The following is a 21,598-nucleotide window of genomic DNA, read 5'->3' on the forward strand; positions in this document are numbered from 1 at the left end:
CTGACCGCTTACGCGCCTTCCGTCTTCGTGCGGCGCGCCGGATGACGATGCGCCACGATGCGCAACAGCTTGCGGAACGACGGACACTCGAGATGACTCGGCGCCGGGCAGACGGCCGCGTGCCGCAACGCGTCGCGCACCGCGCCGAGACGGCGGATCGTGCGATCGAGCTCGTCGGCCTTGTCGTCGAGCTTCGCGCGATCGATCGCAGGCCGGCCGTCCGCACCGAACATCGCGAGGATGTCGTCCAGCGAAAAGCCGGCCTCGCGGCCGAGCGCGATCAGCGCAAGACGCTCCAGCACCGACTCGTCGTACTGGCGCCGCAGCCCGTGACGGCCGTTCGGCGCGATCAATCCCTTTTCCTCGTAGTAGCGCAGCGTCGACGCGGGCAATCCCGAGCGGCGCGCGACTTCGGCGATATCCAGACGGCTCATGCTCGATCTCAAGTGAACTTGAAGTTGCAACATGGCCGCTCGACTCGTTCGACACAAGCCTGGACCGCCATGCCCCCGCCGAAACCGACGCGCGTCCCGACGTCCCGACACGCCGCGTCGCCGCGACCGTTCGGGCTGGCGGCGCTGGGTCGTCGAGCACCGCGCACCGCGTTCATTCGCCGCCGCTGTCGATCAGGTTGTGGCGCACGCGCCCGAGCAGGCGCACGAGCGTGTCGCGCTCGTCGCGCGTGAAGCCGCGCAACCCGTCGTCGGTGACAGTGTCGCCCACCTCCAGCATCTGCGGAAAGATGTCACGCGACTTGTCGGTCAGCCGGATCACGAACGCGCGGCGATCGTCGTCGTTCGCGATGCGTTCGATCCACCCGCAGCCTTCCATCCGGTCGAGCAGCCGCGTCAGCGAGATCGGTGTGATCTCGAGCCATTCCGCGAGCCGTGCCTGATTCATCTCGCCCTTCCACGTCAGGTATGCGAGGACGCGGCTTTGCGCGCGCGTCAGTCCGAGGCGCTTCGCGCGTCGGTCGAACAGGCGTCCTTGCAGACGGGCCACATCGGAAATCAGGTAGCCGATCCGGTTCTCGTAAGTCTTGTCCATGCGGCGATTATAGGGGCAGGCCGGGAATCGCCCGCGGCTCGGGTCAAGCGATAAGCACAAATATAATAAGCGTGCTTATAATTCGAGCCATACCGGATCGCCGCCCACGGCGACCGCCCCACGGAGACACCCGCTTGAATCCCGCCGCCGCCGACGCCGCCTCGCCGCCCGCCCTCAACCGGCCGATGCTGACCCTGTCGATCATGCTCGCGACGCTGATCCAGACCCTCGACAGCACGATCGCGAACGTCGCGCTGCCGCATATGCAGGGCACGCTGTCCGCGTCGCAGGACGAAATCACCTGGGTGCTGACCTCCTACATCGTCGCCGCGGCGATCGCGACGCCGCTGACCGGCTGGCTTTCCGATCGCCTCAGCATGAAGCGGCTGCTGACGCTCTCGATCGCGGGCTTCACGATCGCGTCCGCGCTGTGCGGGCTGTCCGAGTCGCTCGTGCAGATCGTCGGCGCGCGGCTGCTGCAGGGCGTGTTCGGCGCCGCGCTGGTGCCGCTGTCGCAGTCGATCCTGCTCGACATCAATCCACGCGAGAAACAGGGCCAGGCGATGGCGATCTGGGGAATGGGCGTGATGGTCGGCCCGATCCTCGGCCCGACGCTCGGCGGCTGGCTCACCGACAGCTACAACTGGCGCTGGGTATTCTTCATCAACGTGCCGATCGGCGCGTTCGCGCTGGCCGGCGTGCTGACCTTCCTGCCGGCGCGCGCGCCGCGTCCGCACGTGAAATTCGATGCGTTCGGCTTCGCGACGCTCGCGCTCGCGATCGGCGCGTTCCAGGCGATGCTCGACCGCGGCGAACAGCTCGACTGGTTCGGCTCGTACGAAATCCGCATCGAGGCGCTCGTCGCCGCCCTCGCCTTCGCATTCTTCCTCGTGCATACGGCCACCGTCGGCAAGGCGTCGTTCTTCAAGTCGGAACTGCTGCGCGACCCGAACTTCGCGACCGGCACGCTGTTCATCTTCGTCGTCGGCGCGGTGCTGTACGCGACGCGCGCACTGTTACCGCCGATGCTGCAGAACCTGATGGGCTATCCGGTCGCGACGACGGGCCTCGTCACCGCGCCGAGCGGCGCCGGCACGATGATCGCGATGCTGTTCGTCGGGCGCTTGTTGAAATACGTGGATGCGCGTGCGCTGCTGTTCGCCGGGCTGGCGATTTCCGCGCTCGCGCTGTGGCAGATGATGCAGTACACGATCGTGCTGTCCGAGGCGGACATCGTGTGGCCCGGAGTGGTCCAGGGCTTCGGGCTGGGGCTCGTGTTCGTGCCGCTGAGCGCGCTGTCGTTCTCGACGCTGCAGCCGGAGCTGCGCGCGGACGGCACGGCCACCTACAGCCTGATGCGCAACATCGGCAGCAGTATCGGCATCTCGATCGTGCAGACGCTGATGACGCGCAACACGCAGGTCGCGCATGCCGACCTCGCGACCCACATCACGCCGTTCGACCCGGCCGTGCAGGCGATGGCCGGCAGCCACGTCGACATCGCGCTGCTCGACCGCACGATCAACCAGCAGGCCGCGATGATCGCCTACCTGAACGACTTCAAGCTGATGTTCGTCGCGACGCTGCTGATGATCCCGCTGTTGCTCCTGATCCGCCCGCCGCAGAAAACGGCGAGCGCCGACATCGCGCACGCGGCGATGGATTGACGATGCGACGGGCGCATGCCCGCCGCGGGCCGCAACGTCAGGCCTTCATCGTCCCGGTGCGCACGTAGCGTTCGTGCCACGACAGCGCCTCGGCGAGCAGGTGCGGCGTGTGCTTGCCGAAGCTCTCGCGCGACGCGCGCTCGAAGTAGTCCTCGAGCATCGGCCGGTAGTCGGGATGCGCGCAGGTCGCGATGATCTTGCGTGCGCGCTGCTTCGGCGACAGGCCGCGCAGATCCGCGAGCCCCTGCTCGGTGACGACCACCGCGACGTCATGCTCGGTATGGTCGACGTGGCTCGCCATCGGCACGATCCGCGAGATCGCGCCGCCCTTCGCGGTGCTGGCCGACATGAAGCACGACAGGTAGCCGTTGCGGGCGAAGTCGCCCGAGCCGCCGATGCCGTTCTGGATCTTCGTGCCCATCACGTGCGTCGAGTTCACGTTGCCGTAGATGTCGGCTTCGATCATCCCGTTCATCGCGATGCAGCCGAGGCGGCGCACGAGTTCCGGATGGTTGCTGATCTCCTGCGGGCGCAGCAGGATCTTTTCGCGGAACGTCGCGATCTCGTCGGCGAATCGCTGCACGGCGGCCGGGCTCAGCGACAGCGCCGTGGCCGACGCGAAGCTCAGCGTGCCGTCGTCGAGCAGGTCGAGCATGCCGTCCTGGATCACTTCGGTGTACGCGGTCAGGTTCGAGAAGCCAGCCGAGCTCAGTTCCGCGAGCACCGCGTTCGTGATGTTGCCGACGCCCGACTGCAGCGGCAGCAGGTTTTCCGGCAGGCGGCCGCGCTTCACTTCGTGGCGCAGGAAGTCGATCAGCTGATGCGCGATCTGTTTCGACGTGGCGTCCGGCGCGGAGAACGCATTGCTGCGGTCCGGCGCGTCGGTCTCGACGATCGCGACGATTTTCTCGGCCGGGCAGCGCAGGTACGGCTCGCCGATCCGGTCGTCGCTTTTCGTCAGCGGAATCGGCTTGCGGTGCGGCGGCAGCGCGGTGCCGTAATAGACGTCGTGCATCCCGTCGAGACCGAGCGGCTGGCGCGAGTTGACTTCGAGGATCACGTGCTTCGCCTGCTCGAGCCACGTCTTGTTGTTGCCGATCGACGCGGACGGAATCAGCAGCCCGTCCTCGCGGATGCCCGCGACTTCGACGATCGCGACGTCGAGGTCGCCGTACAGCCCGAACCATGCGTATTGCGCGACGTGGCTCAGGTGGACGTCCTGGTAGTCGACTTCACCGGCGTTGATCTTGTCGCGCAGCGTCGGGTCGGACTGGTACGGCAGGCGCATCGAGATGCCGTTGGTGCGGGCGAGCGCGCCGTCGAGTTCCGGCGCGGTCGATGCGCCCGTCAGCACGTTGATCCGGAAGTCCTCGCCGCGCGCGTGGGCCGCGTCGATGTGGGCGGCGAGCGCGGCGGGCACGGCCTTCGGATAGCCCGAGCCGGTGAAGCCGCTCATGGCGACGGTCATGCCGGGACGGATCAGCGCGGCGGCTTCGTCGGCGGTGCGGACGAGCGAACGCAGGGCGGGAGCGAGGATGCGTGAAGAAGACATGGCTGTATATCTGACGCTTTTGGTCTGTCGTTGACGTCGCGGGGGGGTGTCTCCTGAGCGACGCGAAGCCCTTGGGGCCGCGAGGGGCGGCCCGGCACCACGGGCACGGTCGGAGTATCGCAGACGTCATCGCCGCGAAATGTCCGCTGGATGCAAAAGATACTTGCTGAATGCACCGGGTATCGAACGACAGTTCTGTGACAGCCGCAAACGCATGCATCCGAAAGGTGCGCGAAAGCGGACCGCCAGTTTGCCGCGCGAAAATTACGAACGGCTGAACGTCAATCGACCGATACCTTTCCAGATTAGTCACATCAACGCGAAGAATCCGCATGCGACGGCCGGTCGTCGATCGACGCGGCTGATTGTCGCCCGACGCGGCTTTTGCAGGCCTGATGCACATCAACGCTCCGACGCGTGCGAATCGCCGCCAAACCCGCGCGCAAGGCCCGTCCGCCCTTGACAGCCGCGTGATGCGAACCACACTGGATCAGGTGAGGTCCGCCTGTGCGAACGCCGTGTCGCGCATCCGGTTTGCAACCTGCCGATGTCCGGAATGCGCGATAACACTCCCGTATGTCAGGACATTGGTCGAACAAAAAGCAACAAATTACAATTCCGTATATATTTCGCCGATGGACCAAAGAAAAACCTCTACACGTTCCGAACCGCCCCTGCCGCGCACCTGGGATGCACGGCTCGCGCGCGCGCTCGTCCGGCCGCTGATCGACACGCCCGTTACCCCGAATCACCTCACCACCCTTCGTCTGCTGATCGGCCTCGCCGGTGCCTGGTGCCTTGCGCAAGGCGGCTTCGGCTGGAGCAACGCGGGCGCATTCCTGATCGTGCTGTCGAACTTCGTCGACCACACCGACGGCGAACTCGCGCGCATCAGCGGCAAGTCCAGCAAGATCGGTCACTTTTACGACCTCGCGGCCGACGCGCTCGTGACGGTCGCGCTGTTCGTCAGCATGGGCGTCGGCATCGTCGCCCAGGGCGGCCAGATGGCCGCGTCGCCGGTACTGCTCGGCGCGCTGGCCGGCGCAGCCGTCGCGCTGATCTTCTTCCTGCGCATGCGGATCGAATCGATCGCCGGCAAGGCCGGCACCAAGCAGGCGTTCGCCGGCGGCTTCGAGACGGAAGACGTGCTCTACCTGCTGCCGATCGTGACGCTCGTCGACGGCGTCCAGCCGTTCCTGCTCGCGGCATCGATCGGCGCCCCGCTGTTCGCCGCGTGGGTCGTGATCGACTGGTGGCGCATCGTTCGGCGCGGCAACCTTCCGCACGAAAACACCGAGCAGCCCCAGGTTTTCGTGTCCCGCTCGGGGGGCCTGGCGCGCAGCGACAGGTCCGGGGGCGCTCAAAGTTCAACTGAAATCCAGGCTTCCAAATGACTCCTAGCACGCGCGACGACTCCGTGCTGAGCCCGGCACGCCCCGCGCCTGCGCGCGCGGCAGCGGCCGATCCCGATCGCACCGTGGCCGACTGCGTCGGCCGTCTCGACCTCGCGCGCCTGCGCGGCGACTACACGCGCCAGGGGTCGTTCCTGTATCTCGACGCATTCCTCCCGGCCGACGCGCACGCGAAGCTCGCGGCCGCCGCCCGCGCGATGCAGGCGGGCCTGAACCGCAATTACCTGCCCGGCCACAAGCAGGGCGGCAGCGTGAGCCGGCACACGATCGACGAACAGGCGCCGTACATCGCCGAGCTGTACCGGTCGAAGGCGCTGATCGGTTTCCTCGAGAAGATCACCGGCGACAAGCTGATGCTGTCGCCGGACGACGATCCGCACGCGTACGCGCTGTACTACTACACGAAGCCGGGCGACCACATCGGCTGGCACTACGACACGTCGTACTACGACGGCCGCCGCTACACGCTCCTGATCGGCGTGATCGACGAATCGTCGTGCCGGCTCGACTACGAACTGCATACGCGCAATCCGGACGTGCCCGACGAGCCGGGCTCCGTGCAGATCGCCGACGGCGGCATCGTGCTGTTCGACGGCGACAAGCTGCGCCATCGCGTCACGCCGCTCGGCCAGAACGAGACGCGCGTGTCGCTCACCTTCGAATACGTGACCAACCCCGGCATGCGGCCGTGGAAGCGCTTCATCTCGAACATGAAGGACGCGATCGCGTATTTCGGTTTCCGCCAGGTGTTCAAGCAGCTGGCCACGCGACGGTCGACCGGGTCATGACACGCGCCGGCCTGATCCTGCTGTCCCTTGGAACGGCACTGTTCGTCGCCCTGCTCGCGTGGCAGGGCGTCGGCGCCGTCGCGTCGACGTTTCTCGCGGCCGGCTGGGGCCTCGCGCTCGTCGCGGCGTTCCACGTCGTACCGCTCGTGATCGACGCGCTGGCGATCTCGGTGATGTTCCGCCACGGCCAGCCGGGCGCCGAGCTTGGCAACGCGCTGCGCGCGCGCTGGGTCGGCGAATCGGTGAACAGCCTGCTGCCCGCCGGGCAGATCGGCGGCCCGGTGCTGATGGTGCGCCACCTCGCGCAGCGCGGCACACGGATGGCCGATGCAGCCGCCGCGGTCACCGTCAGCACGACGATGCAGGCGCTCGCGCAGATGGCGTTCGCGCTGATCGGCATCGCCACGTTCAGCCTGTATGCGACGCACGAGTCCGTCGCCCACCTGCGCACGCCGGCGCTGATCGCCACCGGCGTGCTCGGCGCCCTCGCCGTCGCGTTCTACGTGGCGCAGCGGCGCGGGCTGTTCGGCCGCGGGCTGCGTCTCGCGTCGAAGCTGCTCGGCCCGCGCGACTGGTCGTCGCTCGCAACCCGCGCGGACGCGATCGACGACGCCGTCGGCGCGCTGTACCGCGATCGTGCGAAGGTTGCGAAGACCTTCGCGTTGAGCCTCGTCGGCTGGATCGTCGGCACCGCCGAAGTGTGGCTCGCGCTGCACTTCCTCGGGCACCCGGTGAGCTGGCTCGACGCGCTGCTGCTCGAAAGCGTCGGCCAGGCGATTCGCGGTGCGGCATTCGCGATCCCGGGCTCGCTCGGCGCACAGGAAGGCGGTTACCTGCTGCTCGCCCCGCTGGTCGGCCTGCCGCCCGACGCGGCGCTCGCGCTGTCGCTCGCGAAGCGCGCGCGCGAACTCGCGCTCGGCCTGCCCGGCCTGCTCTATCTGCATTTCAGTGAAAGAAACTGGCAGCGGCGCCGCGCGCCGCAGCCCATCGCCGACTGATCGTTCAGATCCGTCGGCTTTTTGGTTGGAGAACCCATGCGAGCCATCATTCTTGCGGCAGGCCTAGGCTTGCGCCTGCAACAACCGCCCGAGGCGCAATTCCCGAAGTGCCTGCTGCGCTTCGACGACGTGTCGCTGCTCGAGCGCCATCTGCGCGTGCTCGACGCCGCCGGCGTCGATGAAATCGTGCTCGGGCTCGGCTTCCAGTCCGGGAAGGTCGAACAGGAACTCGAGCGCCTCGGCCGCAGCGCCGAGATCGTGCTGAACGAGCGCTACGACCTCGGCAGCGTGCTGACCGTGCACACCGTCGCCGATGCGATGACGCGCGGCGGCGACGTGCTGCTGATGGATGCCGACGTACTGTACGACGAGAACATCCTCCACGCGCTGGTAGCCGATCCGGACAAGTCGGTGGACCGCCTGCTGATCGATCGCGATTTCGAGGCCGGCGACGAGCCCGTCAAGCTGTGCCTGAAGAACGGCGTGCCGGTCGAGCTGCGCAAGCAGCTCGCGGTCGACCTCGAGTACGACACGATCGGCGAGTCGGTCGGCTTCTTCCGCTTCACCGAAGGCACCGCGCGCCGCCTCGCGACGATCGTCGCGGGCTACGTCGACAGCGGCCGCGCGAACATGCCGCACGAGGAAGCCGTGCGTGACCTGCTGCTCGAAGGCGGTCATTCGTTCGACGTCGCCGACGTCACGGGCTCGCCGTGGATCGAGATCGATTTCCCGAACGACGTCGCACGCGCCACACAAGAAATTCTCCCCCTGATTCAACGCACGACCGCAGGAGCCGCACGATGAACGCACGCGAACCCAAGTTCTCCGAATCGCGCAGCGCACGCCTGCGCCGCATGCTCGTCAGCAGCGACCTCGAATTCCTGATGGAAGCGCACAACGGCCTGTCGGCACGGATCGTCCGCGAAGCCGGCTTCAAGGGGATCTGGGCATCGGGCCTCGCGATCTCCGCGCAGTTCGGCGTGCGCGACAACAACGAAGCGAGCTGGACGCAGGTCGTCGACGTGCTCGAGTTCATGGCCGACGCGAGCGACCTGCCGATCCTGCTCGACGGCGACACCGGCTACGGCAACTTCAACAACGTGCGCCGCCTCGTGAAGAAGCTGGAGCAGCGCGGCATCGCCGGGGTGTGCATCGAGGACAAGCAGTTCCCGAAGACGAACAGCTTCATCGACGGCGAGCGCCAGCCGCTCGCGGAGATCGACGAGTTCTGCGGCAAGATCAAGGCCGGCAAGGATTCGCAGAGCGATCCCGACTTCTCGATCGTCGCGCGCGTCGAGGCGCTGATCGCGGGCTGGGGGATGGACGAGGCGCTGCGCCGCGCGAACGCGTATGCGGAAGCCGGTGCCGACGCGATCCTGATCCACAGCAAGCTGTCGCGCCCGGACGAGATCCTGCAGTTCGCGCGCGAATGGAGCGGCAAGGCGCCGCTCGTGATCGTGCCGACCAAGTACTACAGCACGCCGACCGACGTGTTCCGCCAGGCAGGTATCAGCACCGTGATCTGGGCGAACCACCTGATCCGTGCGTCGGCATCGGCGATGCAGTCCGTCGCACGCGAAATCCACGAAAACCAGACGCTGATCAACGTCGAGGACCGCGTCGCGTCGGTCAACGAAATCTTCCGCCTGCAGGACGCCGACGAATACTCGGCAGCCGAGCGCATCTACCTGTCGTCGTCGTCGCGCGCGTCGAACGCGGCGATCGTGCTCGCCGCGAGCCGCGGCAAGGGTCTCGAAGCCGTGACCGAAGACAAGCCCAAGGTCATGCTGCCGGTCGCCGGCAAGCCGCTCTTGCGCTGGCTCGTCGACGGCTTCAAGAAGCACGGCGTGAACGACATCACCGTGGTCGGCGGCTATCGCGCCGACGCGATCGACACGTCGGGCATCAAGCTCGTCGTCAATGAACGCCATGCGCAGACGGGCGAACTCGCGTCGCTCGCATGCGCGGCCGAACGCCTGACGGGCGACACCGTGATCTCGTACGGCGACCTGCTGTTCCGCAGCTACATCCTGCGCGACCTGGCGGAGAGCGAGGCCGAGTTCAGCGTCGTTGTCGATTCGTCGCTCACGGAGACCAACCAGAGCGTGCGCGACTTCGCGCTCTGCTCGGCGGCAGACGATCGCGGCCTGTTCGGCCAGAAGACGTATCTGCAACGTGTATCGAGCGACGTCGCCGCAGGCACGCCGCACGGCCGCTGGATCGGCCTCTTGAACGTGCGCGGCGCAGGCGTCGATCGCCTGAAGGCGATGCTCGCCACGCTGCAGGCGCGCCCGGATTTCGACACGCTCGACATCCCGTCCCTGCTCAACGAACTGATCGCCGCCGGCGAGAAGATCGAGGTGCAATACGTGCACGGCCACTGGCGCGGCGTCAACGATCTCGAAGACTTCCGCCGCGCGGGCGACTTCGCGCACGGCCAGACGCCGCTGTCGGAGCCGGGTGCCGGCAACGGGAGCGCGCAATGATCGAAGCGGCCCAGTTTGTCGAGGCCGCGCGCGAACGCGGCTTCGACTGGTACGCGGGCGTGCCCTGCTCGTACCTGACGCCGTTCATCAATTACGTGCTGCAGGACCCGACGCTGAATTACGTGTCGGCCGCGAACGAAGGCGATGCGGTCGCGCTGATCGCGGGCGCGACGCTCGGCGGCAAGCGCGGCATTGCGATGATGCAGAACTCGGGGCTCGGCAACGCGGTGAGCCCGCTGACGTCGCTGACCTGGACGTTCCGCCTGCCGCAACTGCTGATCGTCACGTGGCGCGGCCAGCCGGGCGTGGCCGACGAGCCGCAGCACGCGCTGATGGGGCCGATCACGCCGGCGATGCTCGACACGATGGAGATCCCGTGGGAGACGTTCCCGACCGACCCCGAACAGGTCGGCCCGGCACTCGACCGCGCGATCGCGCACATGGACGCAACGGGCCGCCCGTACGCGCTCGTGATGCAGAAAGGCAGCGTCGCGCCGTATGAGCTGAAGGCGAACCCGGCCGCGCAGCCGCGTGCGCATGTCGCCGCGCAATCGTCGTCGCGCGCCGAAGCGCCCACCGCGTGGCCGACCCGCCACGACGCGCTGCAGCGCGTGATCGCGCACACGCCGGTCGATTCGACCGTCGTGCTCGCATCGACCGGCTTCTGCGGCCGCGAACTCTACGCAATCGACGATCGCCCGAACCAGTTGTACATGGTCGGCTCGATGGGTTGCGTGACGCCGCTCGCGCTCGGCCTCGCGCTCGCGCGCCCCGACCTGCGTGTCGTTGCGGTCGACGGCGACGGCGCCGCGCTGATGCGCATGGGCGTGTTCGCGACGCTCGGCACCTACGGTCCGTCCAACCTCACGCACGTGCTGCTCGACAACGGCGCGCACGAATCGACCGGCGGCCAGGCAACCGTGTCGCGGCATGTGTCGTTCGCGGGCGTCGCGGCCGCGTGTGGCTACGCGTCGGCCGTCGAAGGCGATACGCTCGACGTTCTCGATGCGACGCTCGCGACGCAAGCCGACGGCGTGCAGTTCGTGCGCGTGGCGATCCGCACGGGCGTGCCCGACGGCCTGCCCCGCCCGACCGTCACGCCGGTCGAGGTCAAGACCCGTCTGATGCGGCACATCGGCGCAGCGCAGACCGAAGCCCACGTTGAAGGAGCCCATTGATGCTGCTGCTGAACCCTGGCCCCGTCACGCTCACCGAACGCGTGCGCCGCAGCCTGCTGCAACCCGACCTGTGCCATCGCGAAAGCGAATTCTTCGATCTGCAGGATGAAGCGCGTGCGCGCCTCGTCGCCGCCTACGCGCTCGATCCGGCCGAATGGGCGGCCGTGCTGATGACGGGCTCGGGCACCGCCGCCGTCGAGAGCATGATCGCCGCGCTCGTGCCGCAGGACGGCAAGCTTCTCGTGATCGAGAACGGCGTGTACGGCGAGCGCATCACGCAGATCGCGACGCAGTACGGAATCGCGCACGACGTGCTGAAGCACGAATGGATGCAGGCACCCGATCTCGCGCAGATCGCCGCGCGCCTCGACGCGGGCGGTTATTCGCACGTCGCGGTGATTCATCACGAAACGACGACCGGCCGGCTGAACGACCTCGGCGCGATCGCCGACGTGTGCCGCGCGCGCGGCGTGAAAATGCTCGTCGACGGCGTCAGCAGCTTCGGCGCCGAAGCGATCGATTTTGCCGGCGGCGTGATCGACGCGGTCGCCGCGACCGCGAACAAGTGCCTGCACGGCGTGCCGGGTGCCGCGTTCGTGATCGTGCGCCGCAGCGCGCTCGCGAAGGCCGCGAGCCGGACCTACTACCTCGACCTCGGCCGTCTGGCGAAGCTGCAGGATCAGCGCAACACGCCGTTCACGCCGTCCGTGCACGCGTATTACGCGCTCGTCGAGGCGCTGCGCGAATTCGACGAAGCCGGCGGCTGGCGTGCGCGCCATGCGCACTACAAGGCGCTCGCCGACCAGGCGCAGGCCGGGCTCGCGGCGCGCGGAATGCCGCTCGTGCTGCCCGAAGGCGCATCGTCGGTCGTGCTGCGCGCATATCGGCTGCCGCAGGGCGTCACGTACGAGACGCTGCACGACGGCCTGAAGGCGCGCGGCTTCGTCATTTATGCGGGGCAAGGCGGGCTGTCGAAAGAACTGTTCCGGATTTCGACGATGGGCGCGATTGGCGCGGCCGATGTCGAGCGGTTGCTGGAAGGGTTTACAGCGTTGACGCAATAAGCGTTGCTCCTTCGTCCATCAGAGGCCCGCAAGGGCCTTTTTTGTTGTTCGAGAAGTAGCGGGAGTATCGACCGGCCCCCCCTGCCCGCAGCCGTTCGACTTGCCGCCACGCCGCACGGATGTCGTCACAGCACTCAACTCTTGTCCGAACCTGTCGTTAACGCAGGGTGGCTGCCCTTGGGAGGGCGATGCTTCCGCGTCTGGATGCACTGGGCGTGCGATCGCCGAATGTGGTGCCGACGGTCTCGGCACCGCGCTCGCCGCCTCGAACGACGGGGCAATACCCCGCTTGCGAGTTCGATGAGTACGCAACCATTCGAGCGAGCGATATCGGATCTTGCCTGCCGCCGCAGACGAGCCCGCAGGTTGCCGGATCGCAATGCGCAGGCAAGGTTTTTCGTGTTGGTTAGAGAATGTATCCGAACAGTTACGATGTCCCGATTGCGCGCCTGGTCGCGCGTCAGATTCTGTCTTGCACACCTGCCACGCCGGTGCGAGAGGTCGCACGACGCATGTTCGCCGAGCACTGCAGCTCGATCGTCGTGATGCAGGACGACCAGGTCGTCGGGATCTGGACCGAGCACGATGCACTGTCGGCCGGCGACGATCCGCGCGGGCTCGATCGGCCGGTCGGCGAGGTGATGAGCCATCCGGTGCTGACGCTCGAGGCCAGTACGCCGCTGGGTGAAGCTGCGATGAAGTTCACGCAGTCGGGCGTGCGGCACTTCGTGGTGGTCCGGGATGGCGCCGCGATCGGTGTGCTGACGCAGACCGACGTCGTCGTGAACCAGGGGCCGGAATTCTTCCTCCACCTGAAGCCGATCGAATCGATCTCCGTCCATCCGCCCGTCGTCGTGCCCGAGCATGCCGCGCTGCATGCAGTCATCGCGCAGATGCGCACGCAACAGCTCGATGCGATCCTCGTCGGCTACGACGACGGCGAGCGCGGCATCCTGACCGAACGGGACGTCGTCCGGCTCCTGGCGGACGGCGGGGCCCAAGGCGCGGTCGGGGCCTTCGCCAGCAGGCCGCTGCAGATGCTGTCCGCCCGGCAGAGTCTGTATGCCGCGCAGCGCTTCATGACCGAGCACAATATGCGGCACGTCGGCATCCAGGACGAGGATGGCAAGCTCACCGGGCTGCTCTGTTTCGCGGACGTGCTGAAGAGCATCGAGCACGAATACGCGAACGAGCTGCGCAGCGCCTTGCGCGAGCGCGACGAAGCGCTGGGTCTCGCCCGCTTCAACCTGCGCATGGCGGATCGGGTGTTCGAATCGGCGCTCGAAGGCATCATGGTGACCGACCGGCATGCGAAGATCGAGCGCGTCAACCGGGCGTTCACGCGCCTGACCGGGTACACCGAGGACGAAGTGATCGGGCGCAACCCGGGCCTGCTGAGTTCAGGGCGCCAGACGCCCGAATTCTACAAGCAGCTGTGGCATTCGCTGACCACCGACGGCCACTGGCAAGGCGAAATCTGGAATCGCCGCAAGACCGGCGAGCTGTTTCTCGAATACCTGACGATCACCAGCATTCGCGACAACGCAGGCGAGATATCCCACTACGCGGCGATCTTTTCCGACATCACGCAGCGGCGCCAGGCGGAGGAACGGCTGGGCTATCTCGCCACGCACGACGTGCTCACCAATCTCGCGAACCGGGCGCTGTTCGAGGAGCGGCTCGCGCACGCGATCGTCCAGGCGAAGCGCCTCGGTCGCAAGGTCGCGGTGATGTACCTCGATCTCGACCGCTTCAAGCTGGTCAACGATACGCTCGGCCACAACGCCGGCGATGAGGTGTTGAAGATCGTTGCGGGACGCATCGTCGCGGAAGTGCTCGCGAACGACACTGTGGCACGCATGGGCGGCGACGAATTCGCGCTCGTGCTCGAGGAGTTCGACGACGTCCGCGACGTCGGGCGCATTGCGCGCAGGCTGCTGGACGAAGTGGCGCGGCCCATCGATATCGGCGGTCGCGAGGTCTTCGTCACACCGAGCATCGGCATCAGCATCTATCCGGACGACGGGATCGAGGCGGAGCACTTGATCCTGCTCGCGGACCAGGCGATGTACGGCGCGAAGAGTCGCGGCAGGAACGTGTTCCAGTTCTTCGAGAGCAAGATGACGTCGTCGGCGATCGAGCAGCTGGATATGCTCGGCGAGTTGCACCGCGCGCTCGAGCAGAATGAATTCCGCCTGTTCTACCAGCCGCAATTCGATCTGGCCAGCGGCCGGATCGTCGGCGTGGAGGCGTTGCTGCGCTGGTTGCATCCACGCAGGGGGCTGGTACCGCCGGGTGACTTCATCGGGCTCGCGGAGCGGTCCGCGCTGATCGTCCCGATCGGCCGGTGGGTGCTCCACGAAGCCTGCCGCCAGGCGTGCCGCTGGCTCGACGAGGGCTTCGAGTTCGGACGTGTGGCGGTGAACGTGTCGGCACGGCAATGCCTTACCGACCATTTTCTCAGCGACCTGACGACCATCCTCAGCGAAACCACGTTGCCGACCGAGTGCCTACAGCTCGAGCTGCTCGAAAGCATGGCGATGAACACCCGCGAGGAAATCGGCATCCTGCTGCGCGAACTGGCGATCCGGGGGATCAGCCTGGCGATCGACGATTTCGGGACGGGATATTCGTCGCTGGTGTACCTGAAGGATCTGCCCGTCGATACGCTGAAGATCGATCAGTCGTTCCTCAGGGACTGCGGTTCGGGCAGCACGGACGACGCGATCGTGCGCGCGATCGTTGCGATGGGCCGCGCGCTGGGGCTCGACGTCGTGATGGAAGGCGTAGAGACGGAAAAACAACTGGCCTTCCTGAAGGAGATCGGTTGCCATCAGGGGCAGGGTTTCCTGTTCGCGCGGCCACAGCCCGCCGACCAGTTCGTCGGGATCTTGTCGCACCACAGCGCGAAATTGCTGGTGGAGTGAGCCTTCCTGGCAGCGGGCACATGCGACTGCAAGCAGCGCTCAGAGATCTCCACGCACTTCACCGGTTCCGAGCGCGCTCCGCTGCCGGTTGACTTCCGCCCAAAGCTCATCGCTGTCGTCATCGCGCAGCAGGACCATGTTGTCCAGCTGATCGTCGGTCACGCCGAAGTATTCCAGGATTTCCCGGCGAACCGCGTCGATGAACTGCGCGTATTCCGGGGTTGCCTGGGCCTGCGCGTGCAGGGCGTCGTATTCTGCATCGTCCGCGCCGCCGCCGTGTTCGTCGATATAGCGCGAGATCCACTGGTCTCGTTCGCGGTCGTAATCGGCTTCGGCGCGCATCGCTTGCACAGCCGTGTAGAAATCCAATTGGGCAAACGCGGCGATCGCCGCAGTTGTCGCCTCGTCGAATGTAGTCGTCATTCCATCTCTCGTGTCAGTCATGGCAAATCATCGCACGGGCCGCATCCAGGCAGGTGCCTCGAATCCGGACCGCGCAAGACGCCGCGGTCGGGAGGCACGCGTTCCAGTGCGCCACTCATCGTGGCCGCCCGAGAGACAGGACACGCATTTTGCTGCACCGGAGGTACGGTGGGGAAAACAACTGGGTGCGGCAAATCGCAGAACGAGTTTCGAGCGTATCGCCGCAAGCGGCACTCCAGCGTTTAGGCACCAATGCGGGCGCCGGTCGTGCATGGGTCGTAGTGGCCGAAACGGGCGCTGTCGGATACCTCCCCGATGGTCTGTTACCGGCTCAGAACGACCCGGAGCGGCCGCTCGACGCGTCGCACCGGCAGTGGCTGCTCTGAAGGCCATGCGGCCATTCGCTCATGGAGATTTGGCGGCACGTCATTCAGCAACGCCGCCATCTCGCCTCCCTGATAACCATGTTTTGGGATGCTCCCCCGCCGAACTCTGCGCAATCGACGAATTGCGGTCAAATCGCGGTTGGATTGGCTTCGCGCTTCTCTACTACTAAATTGGCAAGGTCCTCCAGTCCAGCAAGCAGTTCCTCGTGGCCATCGCCTCCATACTCGACAAACCTCAGATTGTACGATTTTGTCGCAGCCGACTTCAGCGCTTCGTGCATTGAACCTTGGCGAACCACTGCATAATGCTGATGCGCGCTCGGAGCAGTGATATTGGTGTTTTCCAGTAATAGCTGAATGTCTGGATCACTAAGGCTGTACCCAATGAAAAGCAACGTGTGGGTAATGAACAGCGCATCTAGTATTTTAAAAAAATTAGGCGATTGCTGTCGCGCCTTAAAGTACTGATGCTTCGTCAGCACGCCCTTAGATGGGTCGGTGACACAGCCGTGTGCTTTGATAATAGACCGAACTGGCGAGCGAAGGTCGTTAATTAGATGAGTCTCATAATATCGGCAAACGTTATATCCAGCCGCAGCATCACCTGTTGCGCAATACCTTTCATAAATATCATCATAGTTTGTAGTAACTACAATCTTTGGATCCATCTTCAGGATCGACCGATGCGCACCAGAAGCTTGATATCTAGGCGCGACAAACTCTGCCCGCATTATTGCCGCAAAATCCGCCGCACTGACTCGCGAGCAGATAACTTCGGCAGCGTCGAGATATTCTTTGGCCTCAATCTTTGCAAGAGCAAAATCCTTGTCGCTTCCCAAAGGCATGGCCCCATGCAGAAGCCGCAGCAGAGCAGCCCAGTCGGGCGGCGACTTAGTCCCATCGGCGCTTCGACAACCGGCAGACACTCCCGACCCCATAAATACGATACAGCGTCGGGCGGCCAGTTCATCCACAAATGATTTATCCCATTCCATAGGTTACGCGGCCAGTGGATTGTTGATGTTCGACATAAGATTGTCGGCAAGACGACTCAATATTGACACGTATTCGTCTCGCTGCTGAAACTGAGAGCCAACCAGTCCATCCTGAGACTTCAGAGACATAATCGGCGCAGATACCGTTTGCGCCAATGGAATCAAGCTGTAGAGGTGCGGGATGTCACCGAGTTTTGCGTTCAAAAATTCATTTTTTGAACCCCAAAAATTCCCCAGAGATTTTTCAACCTCAGCAGGAACGTTATTAATAATCTCTTCATATGCTTTGGTCGGGCGACGAATTCCCTGCTTCGATTTCGTAATATATTGCTGAAGTGTATACCCGGAAAAACCGTGTTGTATCGACAGTGAAGTGGAAATCGGATAATTTTGAAGTCGATTCGGCGTTGCCTTTTCACAAAGTTTCAAGGCGTTTTCATAGAGACCCGCCCACGATTTGAGCCACTCGCCGATATTGCGAACACCGAGAATACTAAATATGTCCGTTCCCATAGGTGTCACAAAACGGTCGCAGCCGATGAGAATGCTGCGGTTTAGTGCGCCGAGACTTGGCCCAAGGTCGAAGAAGACAATGTCATATCGGTGTTGAATTACTCTGCACAGTGCGGTGCTCCAATTGGTTTGCCTGATGCCACCGAGATCTCCGCCTTTCAACGAATGCCAAGCTGCACCCAAACGATCTTCGACAATTGACAGCGCAGGATGACCAGGAATTAAATCCACTTGGAATCTGTTTTCACTTGATTTCACGGGGACAACATTCTCATTTATGTCGGAATCACCGTCCTCAATTTTTTGCAAAATCTCTTTGACCGTGGTTACTCCGTTGGTATCGGCATGATCCCAATAGAGTGAGGTCGCATAGGTCTCGCCCATAATTAGCTGCGTCGAATTGCACTGAGGGTCACAGTCGACGACTAACACGCGTTTGTGATACTTTGTCGACAAGAGAGAAGCGAGGTTACAGGTCAACGTTGTTTTGCCCACACCTCCCTTGTTATTAAACATGGATAGGGAGACCATTCCAGCTTGGGACTGCGGTTTTTTTGCCGCCATAGATACCTCTTGCTAGTTGTATGCGCATATTCTACTTTCGTCCGCGCCCGCCGGGGCCAGTTCGAGGACGGAACCCTGAGTTACGTGATTGCACTTCCGCTCAGAAGCTTTGGACTGGAACTAGGTACCGTGACTCAGTGCATTCGTCCACGATGCATTGCGAAAAAATAGCGCGCAGACGTCCAACACTTGGAGCAAAGCCGACATTCGAGTGTCAGATTGGGCGCTATGGCCAGCGTCTGTAGATGGCCGTTCAACGACATCCACCGCCCAAAAGACCATCCCCCACATGCCCCCGAGAATCCTCCATTTCGCCCCGCTTCTGGCGCTCGCCGCCTCCCCCCTGGTTCAGGCTGCCGGCGATCAGCCTTGCAACGCCGCCGCCGTCATGGCCGTCGCCCGCTGGGCCGGCATCGCGGACGCCACGCGTGGCGCGGACCAGCTCGTTATCGCTTCGGCATGCAAGGTCATGCCGAACGCGCCGCAGACGACGATCGCGGCCATCGCGTTCGATTCGCTGCCGAAGAGCAAGAACCCAGACGACAGCAGCAAGCTGCAGGTCGTCGCGCTCGTCGAGGGCGGCAAGGTCGTCGCGGCCGAGCAATCGATCGTCGAGGAAGATGCCACCACGGAAGTCGGCCCGAACAGCTATCGCATCGATACTGCGCCCTACCGCCTGTCGCGCGACGTGCGCGCGTTCGGCATCGTCTTCACGAGCAGCTCACGCGGGCCGAGCTGCCCCGATGCGAACGCAAGCGAAGAGCTGACGCTGTGGGTTCGCGAAGGCAATCGCATCCGCCCGGTATTCGGCACCAACCTGTACGGCTGGGTCAGCGTCGAGGGCGACGCGTGCGGCGCCGGCGCGGGCGACGCTCGCAGCGAAGACGCAAAGATGACGATCGCCGTCGAGCAAGCGTCGAGCCACGGCTTCGCCGACCTGTCGATCACCGCACACGTCACAGAGACGAAGCGCGCAGACGGCAACTACTCGGATACGGGCAAGCGAACCGCACGCATGATCGTCAGATACGACGGCAAGTCGTACGGGATCGACATGTTCCGGACCTTCTGGTATTCACCCGAGGCGCTGAAGCGTTTCAAGTGACGCGGCACGCGGTGCACGCCACGCCCGCCTACTCCGCCACCTTCGGCCCGATCGCATCGGTCTGCACCGGCATCCGCAGTGCATCGTCGCGCATGCGTCGCGTCTCGCGCGCGGTGTAGCGATCCTTCAGCCGAAGGAACGGTTTCTCGACGAGGAAATAGCTCGCCGTCGCGGCCAGCAGCGCCCACACGATCCCGAGCGGAAACGCGTGCGGAACGGCCAGATCCGGATTCGCGAACGGCTGCTGCCACAGATACAGGCTGAACGAGATCGTGCCGACGAACACGACCGGCGCAGCGCGCAGCCACCGCGCGCACCAGAACTCGCTGCGGAAATTCAGCACGACGATCACGATCGCGATGAGCGCGGCCTCGAGCGTCACGCCGTAGGTCGCATTCCAGAAGCCACCGAGCCGATGCTCGGCAACGGGCATGCCGAACAGCACGATGAAGACGAGCGCCGTCACGATGCGCGTCTCGCCGCGCCACGAGCGGATCCATGCTTCGATCCGTTCGCGGTTGAGCGCCGCGTAGCAGCCGATCAGGATCGGATCGACGCCCGTATGCAGCATCATCCCGAGCTGGCCGCGCAGCGCCGGCGCGACGAAATACGTGAGCGCGCGCACCAGCGGCACGGCCAGGATCAGCGCGGCCAGCCAGCGGGTGCCGCGACGGCGGGTGCCGTACACGAACAGCAGCGGCCAGAACCAGTAGAACTGCTCCTCGAGCGCGAGCGACCAGAAATGGCCGAGATACCACGCGCCGGCCGGATGCAGCGCGTTGTCGCCGGTCAGCCCGAACCACGCCGAGTAGTTCCACAGATGCAGCGCCGCATACAGCCACTGATGGCGATCGACGTCGAGCCAGCCGGCGATGGCGAGCACGCCGACGGTCGCGAGATACACGTAGCAGGCCGGCCAGATCCGCAACGCGCGGCGCACGTAGAACGACGTCAGCGCGATCCCGCCGGTGCGCGCGAATTCCGCGCGCAGCACGTTGGTGATCAGGAAGCCGCTGAGGACGAAGAAGATCAGCACGCCGAGCCGGCCGTCGGCGATCAGCCGCAGCGGCGCGAACCAGCCCGTATAGCCGCCCGGCAGCACGTGCTCCGCATGGCCGACGACGACCATCGTGACCGCGACGGCGCGCAACCCGGTCAGCTGCTTGACGCGATGGTTCATCGGCTCGTTTCCCGTTGGCACGGTGGAGGAACGGTATGAAGGCCGGCGCCCGCGACCGGCTCGCCGATATGTCGCCGGGATTTTGTCTGAAAAATATCGGAACGAAATTGCTTCAAAAAATTTCGGTGCGCCTGTCGGCCGAAATACCGCGCCGCACGCCCGGTGCCGGCCGGCGCACGGCGGCCGGAATGAATGGGCATAATGACAAGCCTTGTCCGGCGGCGGCCGGTCCGATGCAGACACAACGAATCTTGCGGCGCCGCAATATCCGCAATACCGGCGCTGCGGGATTCCGATCGCACACCGGCCCGTGCCTCGTCCGCCCTCCTGCCGACCCTCACCCGGAGCCTGCCTGTGTACCCACCGATCGAACCCTACGCCCACGGCCACCTCGATACCGGCGACGGCCACCGCATCTACTGGGAGCGCTGCGGCAACCCGTCCGGCAAGCCGGCGGTGTTTCTGCATGGCGGCCCGGGCGCCGGCTGCAGCCCCGACCATCGCCGCCTGTTCGATCCCGAGCGCTACGACATTCTGCTGTTCGACCAGCGCGGCTGCGGGCGTTCGACGCCGCACGCGAGCCTCGACAACAACACGACATGGGACCTGGTGGCCGACATCGAGCGCCTGCGCGAGATGGTGGGCGCGGAACAATGGCTCGTGTTCGGCGGCTCGTGGGGCAGCGCGCTCGCCCTCGCCTACGCGGAAACGCACCCGCAGCGCGTGAGCGCGCTCGTCGTGCGCGGCATCTTCACGATGCGCCGCGCGGAGTTGCTGTGGTACTACCAGGAAGGTGCGTCGTGGCTGTTCCCGGATCTGTGGGAGGAATTCCTCGCGCCGATTCCGGAAGCCGAGCGCGGCGACCTGATGGCCGCGTACCATCGCCGGCTGACGGGCGACGACGAAGCCGCGAAGCTCGAAGCCGCGCGCGCATGGAGCATCTGGGAGGGCCGCACGATCACGCTGCTGCCCGATCCGGCGCTGGCCGCGCACTTCGCGGACGGCCACTACGCGCTCGCGTTCGCGCGAATCGAAAACCACTACTTCGTGAACCGCGGTTTCGTCGAAGAAGGCCAGCTGCTGCGCGACGCGCATCGCCTCGCCGGCATTCCGGGCGTGATCGTGCAAGGCCGCTACGACATCGCGACGCCCGCACGCACCGCGTGGGACCTCGCGAAGGCATGGCCCGACGCGACGTTCGAGATCGTGCCGGACGCCGGGCATGCGTACAACGAACCGGGCATCCTGAAGGCACTGCTCGCCGCGACGGACCGGTTCGCCGCGTAAGCTGCCAAGCCCAAGCGGCGCGTTGC

At 65.0% G+C, this 21,598-nt stretch carries 18 protein-coding genes; 11 read left to right on the plus strand and 7 right to left on the minus strand.

All coding sequences use genetic code 11. The annotated features are described in order from the left end of the window. Positions 1-8: 8 nt before the first annotated feature. Both ACT2FV_RS05850 and ACT2FV_RS05855 read right to left on the minus strand, forming a co-directional pair. The gene (locus ACT2FV_RS05850; RefSeq protein WP_059607828.1) at positions 9-434 is read right to left on the minus strand and encodes a helix-turn-helix domain-containing protein; all 426 of its coding nucleotides are present in this window, start codon (positions 432-434) and stop codon (positions 9-11) included. A gap of 172 nt (positions 435-606) precedes the next feature. Further along, entirely contained in the window at positions 607-1,047 is a 441-nt protein-coding gene (locus ACT2FV_RS05855) for a MarR family winged helix-turn-helix transcriptional regulator (RefSeq protein ID WP_059466290.1), read from the minus strand. Between the two features lie 134 nt (positions 1,048-1,181). Between ACT2FV_RS05855 and ACT2FV_RS05860 the strand changes: the two genes are divergently transcribed. Further along, entirely contained in the window at positions 1,182-2,714 is a 1,533-nt protein-coding gene (locus ACT2FV_RS05860) for an MDR family MFS transporter (RefSeq protein WP_151049740.1), read from the plus strand. A gap of 37 nt (positions 2,715-2,751) precedes the next feature. Here ACT2FV_RS05860 and ACT2FV_RS05865 read toward each other — a convergent pair whose 3' ends face one another. Further along, positions 2,752-4,266 (minus strand): acetyl-CoA hydrolase/transferase family protein, encoded by a 1,515-nt coding sequence (locus ACT2FV_RS05865; RefSeq protein ID WP_059607826.1) that lies wholly within the window; start codon positions 4,264-4,266, stop codon positions 2,752-2,754. A gap of 635 nt (positions 4,267-4,901) precedes the next feature. On the opposite strand from ACT2FV_RS05865, the gene ACT2FV_RS05870 reads away from it, so the two are divergent. The 8 genes from ACT2FV_RS05870 (at position 4,902) to ACT2FV_RS05905 (ending at position 15,119) form a co-directional block, all read left to right on the plus strand. Further along, entirely contained in the window at positions 4,902-5,660 is a 759-nt protein-coding gene (locus ACT2FV_RS05870) for a CDP-alcohol phosphatidyltransferase family protein (RefSeq protein ID WP_059607825.1), read from the plus strand. After that, complete coding sequence (locus tag ACT2FV_RS05875; RefSeq protein ID WP_059607824.1) at positions 5,657-6,466, plus strand: HalD/BesD family halogenase; 810 nt, start codon at positions 5,657-5,659, stop codon at positions 6,464-6,466. Before ACT2FV_RS05870 ends, ACT2FV_RS05875 begins: the two co-directional genes overlap by 4 nt. Then, positions 6,463-7,464, plus strand: a complete 1,002-nt coding sequence (locus tag ACT2FV_RS05880) for an HpnL family protein (RefSeq protein WP_124900600.1) — start codon at positions 6,463-6,465, stop codon at positions 7,462-7,464. Before ACT2FV_RS05875 ends, ACT2FV_RS05880 begins: the two co-directional genes overlap by 4 nt. 36 nt (positions 7,465-7,500) lie before the next feature. Next, positions 7,501-8,268, plus strand: a complete 768-nt coding sequence (locus tag ACT2FV_RS05885; protein WP_124628750.1) for a phosphocholine cytidylyltransferase family protein — start codon at positions 7,501-7,503, stop codon at positions 8,266-8,268. Then, positions 8,265-9,950: a phosphoenolpyruvate mutase gene (aepX, locus tag ACT2FV_RS05890; RefSeq protein WP_444503432.1), complete on the plus strand. Its 1,686-nt coding sequence runs from the start codon at positions 8,265-8,267 to the stop codon at positions 9,948-9,950. The genes ACT2FV_RS05885 and aepX overlap by 4 nt, the downstream gene beginning before the upstream one ends. Further along, complete coding sequence (aepY, locus tag ACT2FV_RS05895; RefSeq protein ID WP_444503433.1) at positions 9,947-11,128, plus strand: phosphonopyruvate decarboxylase; 1,182 nt, start codon at positions 9,947-9,949, stop codon at positions 11,126-11,128. Before aepX ends, aepY begins: the two co-directional genes overlap by 4 nt. Next, positions 11,128-12,192, plus strand: coding sequence for a 2-aminoethylphosphonate aminotransferase (locus tag ACT2FV_RS05900; RefSeq protein ID WP_059607819.1), 1,065 nt, complete (start codon positions 11,128-11,130; stop codon positions 12,190-12,192). Before aepY ends, ACT2FV_RS05900 begins: the two co-directional genes overlap by 1 nt. A 413-nt stretch (positions 12,193-12,605) precedes the next feature. Further along, positions 12,606-15,119 carry an EAL domain-containing protein gene (locus ACT2FV_RS05905; RefSeq protein ID WP_151049734.1) on the plus strand — a complete coding sequence of 838 codons (2,514 nt, stop codon included), beginning with the start codon at positions 12,606-12,608 and terminating at the stop codon, positions 15,117-15,119. 39 nt (positions 15,120-15,158) lie between these two features. On the opposite strand, the gene ACT2FV_RS05910 is transcribed toward ACT2FV_RS05905, so the two are convergent. The 3 genes from ACT2FV_RS05910 to ACT2FV_RS05920 form a co-directional block, all read right to left on the minus strand. Continuing rightward, positions 15,159-15,542, minus strand: a complete 384-nt coding sequence (locus tag ACT2FV_RS05910) for a hypothetical protein (RefSeq protein ID WP_059684678.1) — start codon at positions 15,540-15,542, stop codon at positions 15,159-15,161. A 514-nt stretch (positions 15,543-16,056) separates the two neighbouring features. After that, complete coding sequence (locus ACT2FV_RS05915; RefSeq protein WP_151049732.1) at positions 16,057-16,923, minus strand: SIR2 family protein; 867 nt, start codon at positions 16,921-16,923, stop codon at positions 16,057-16,059. Positions 16,924-16,926: 3 nt separating this feature from the next. After that, positions 16,927-18,000 (minus strand): ParA family protein, encoded by a 1,074-nt coding sequence (locus tag ACT2FV_RS05920; RefSeq protein ID WP_151049730.1) that lies wholly within the window; start codon positions 17,998-18,000, stop codon positions 16,927-16,929. 289 nt (positions 18,001-18,289) lie between these two features. On the opposite strand from ACT2FV_RS05920, the gene ACT2FV_RS05925 reads away from it, so the two are divergent. After that, positions 18,290-19,105: a multidrug ABC transporter ATPase gene (locus tag ACT2FV_RS05925; RefSeq protein ID WP_444503901.1), complete on the plus strand. Its 816-nt coding sequence runs from the start codon at positions 18,290-18,292 to the stop codon at positions 19,103-19,105. Positions 19,106-19,133: 28 nt separating this feature from the next. Here ACT2FV_RS05925 and ACT2FV_RS05930 read toward each other — a convergent pair whose 3' ends face one another. Next, complete coding sequence (locus ACT2FV_RS05930) at positions 19,134-20,285, minus strand: acyltransferase family protein (RefSeq protein WP_151049726.1); 1,152 nt, start codon at positions 20,283-20,285, stop codon at positions 19,134-19,136. A gap of 354 nt (positions 20,286-20,639) precedes the next feature. Here ACT2FV_RS05930 and pip point away from each other — a divergent pair, with 354 nt between their 5' ends. Further along, complete coding sequence (gene pip, locus ACT2FV_RS05935; protein ID WP_226114979.1) at positions 20,640-21,572, plus strand: prolyl aminopeptidase; 933 nt, start codon at positions 20,640-20,642, stop codon at positions 21,570-21,572. Positions 21,573-21,598: the final 26 nt, after the last annotated feature.

It is taken from the genome of Burkholderia sp. PR2 (assembly GCF_052372875.1).
Taxonomy (GTDB): Bacteria; Pseudomonadota; Gammaproteobacteria; order Burkholderiales; family Burkholderiaceae; genus Burkholderia; species Burkholderia diffusa.

Bases quoted from the DNA above. Each gene is read 5' to 3' on its own strand.
- ACT2FV_RS05880 (WP_124900600.1), top strand. From the start codon at position 6,463: ATGACACGCGCCGGCCTGATCCTGCTGTCCCTTGGAACGGCACTGTTC.
- ACT2FV_RS05850 (WP_059607828.1), bottom strand. From the start codon at position 434: ATGAGCCGTCTGGATATCGCCGAAGTCGCGCGCCGCTCGGGATTGCCC.
- ACT2FV_RS05870 (WP_059607825.1), top strand. From the start codon at position 4,902: ATGGACCAAAGAAAAACCTCTACACGTTCCGAACCGCCCCTGCCGCGC.
- aepY (WP_444503433.1), top strand. From the start codon at position 9,947: ATGATCGAAGCGGCCCAGTTTGTCGAGGCCGCGCGCGAACGCGGCTTC.
- ACT2FV_RS05915 (WP_151049732.1), bottom strand. From the start codon at position 16,923: ATGGAATGGGATAAATCATTTGTGGATGAACTGGCCGCCCGACGCTGT.
- ACT2FV_RS05920 (WP_151049730.1), bottom strand. From the start codon at position 18,000: ATGGCGGCAAAAAAACCGCAGTCCCAAGCTGGAATGGTCTCCCTATCC.
- ACT2FV_RS05905 (WP_151049734.1), top strand. From the start codon at position 12,606: ATGTATCCGAACAGTTACGATGTCCCGATTGCGCGCCTGGTCGCGCGT.
- ACT2FV_RS05875 (WP_059607824.1), top strand. From the start codon at position 5,657: ATGACTCCTAGCACGCGCGACGACTCCGTGCTGAGCCCGGCACGCCCC.
- aepX (WP_444503432.1), top strand. From the start codon at position 8,265: ATGAACGCACGCGAACCCAAGTTCTCCGAATCGCGCAGCGCACGCCTG.
- ACT2FV_RS05855 (WP_059466290.1), bottom strand. From the start codon at position 1,047: ATGGACAAGACTTACGAGAACCGGATCGGCTACCTGATTTCCGATGTG.
- ACT2FV_RS05865 (WP_059607826.1), bottom strand. From the start codon at position 4,266: ATGTCTTCTTCACGCATCCTCGCTCCCGCCCTGCGTTCGCTCGTCCGC.
- ACT2FV_RS05900 (WP_059607819.1), top strand. From the start codon at position 11,128: ATGCTGCTGCTGAACCCTGGCCCCGTCACGCTCACCGAACGCGTGCGC.
- ACT2FV_RS05910 (WP_059684678.1), bottom strand. From the start codon at position 15,542: ATGACGACTACATTCGACGAGGCGACAACTGCGGCGATCGCCGCGTTT.
- ACT2FV_RS05885 (WP_124628750.1), top strand. From the start codon at position 7,501: ATGCGAGCCATCATTCTTGCGGCAGGCCTAGGCTTGCGCCTGCAACAA.
- ACT2FV_RS05930 (WP_151049726.1), bottom strand. From the start codon at position 20,285: ATGAACCATCGCGTCAAGCAGCTGACCGGGTTGCGCGCCGTCGCGGTC.
- ACT2FV_RS05925 (WP_444503901.1), top strand. From the start codon at position 18,290: ATGCCCCCGAGAATCCTCCATTTCGCCCCGCTTCTGGCGCTCGCCGCC.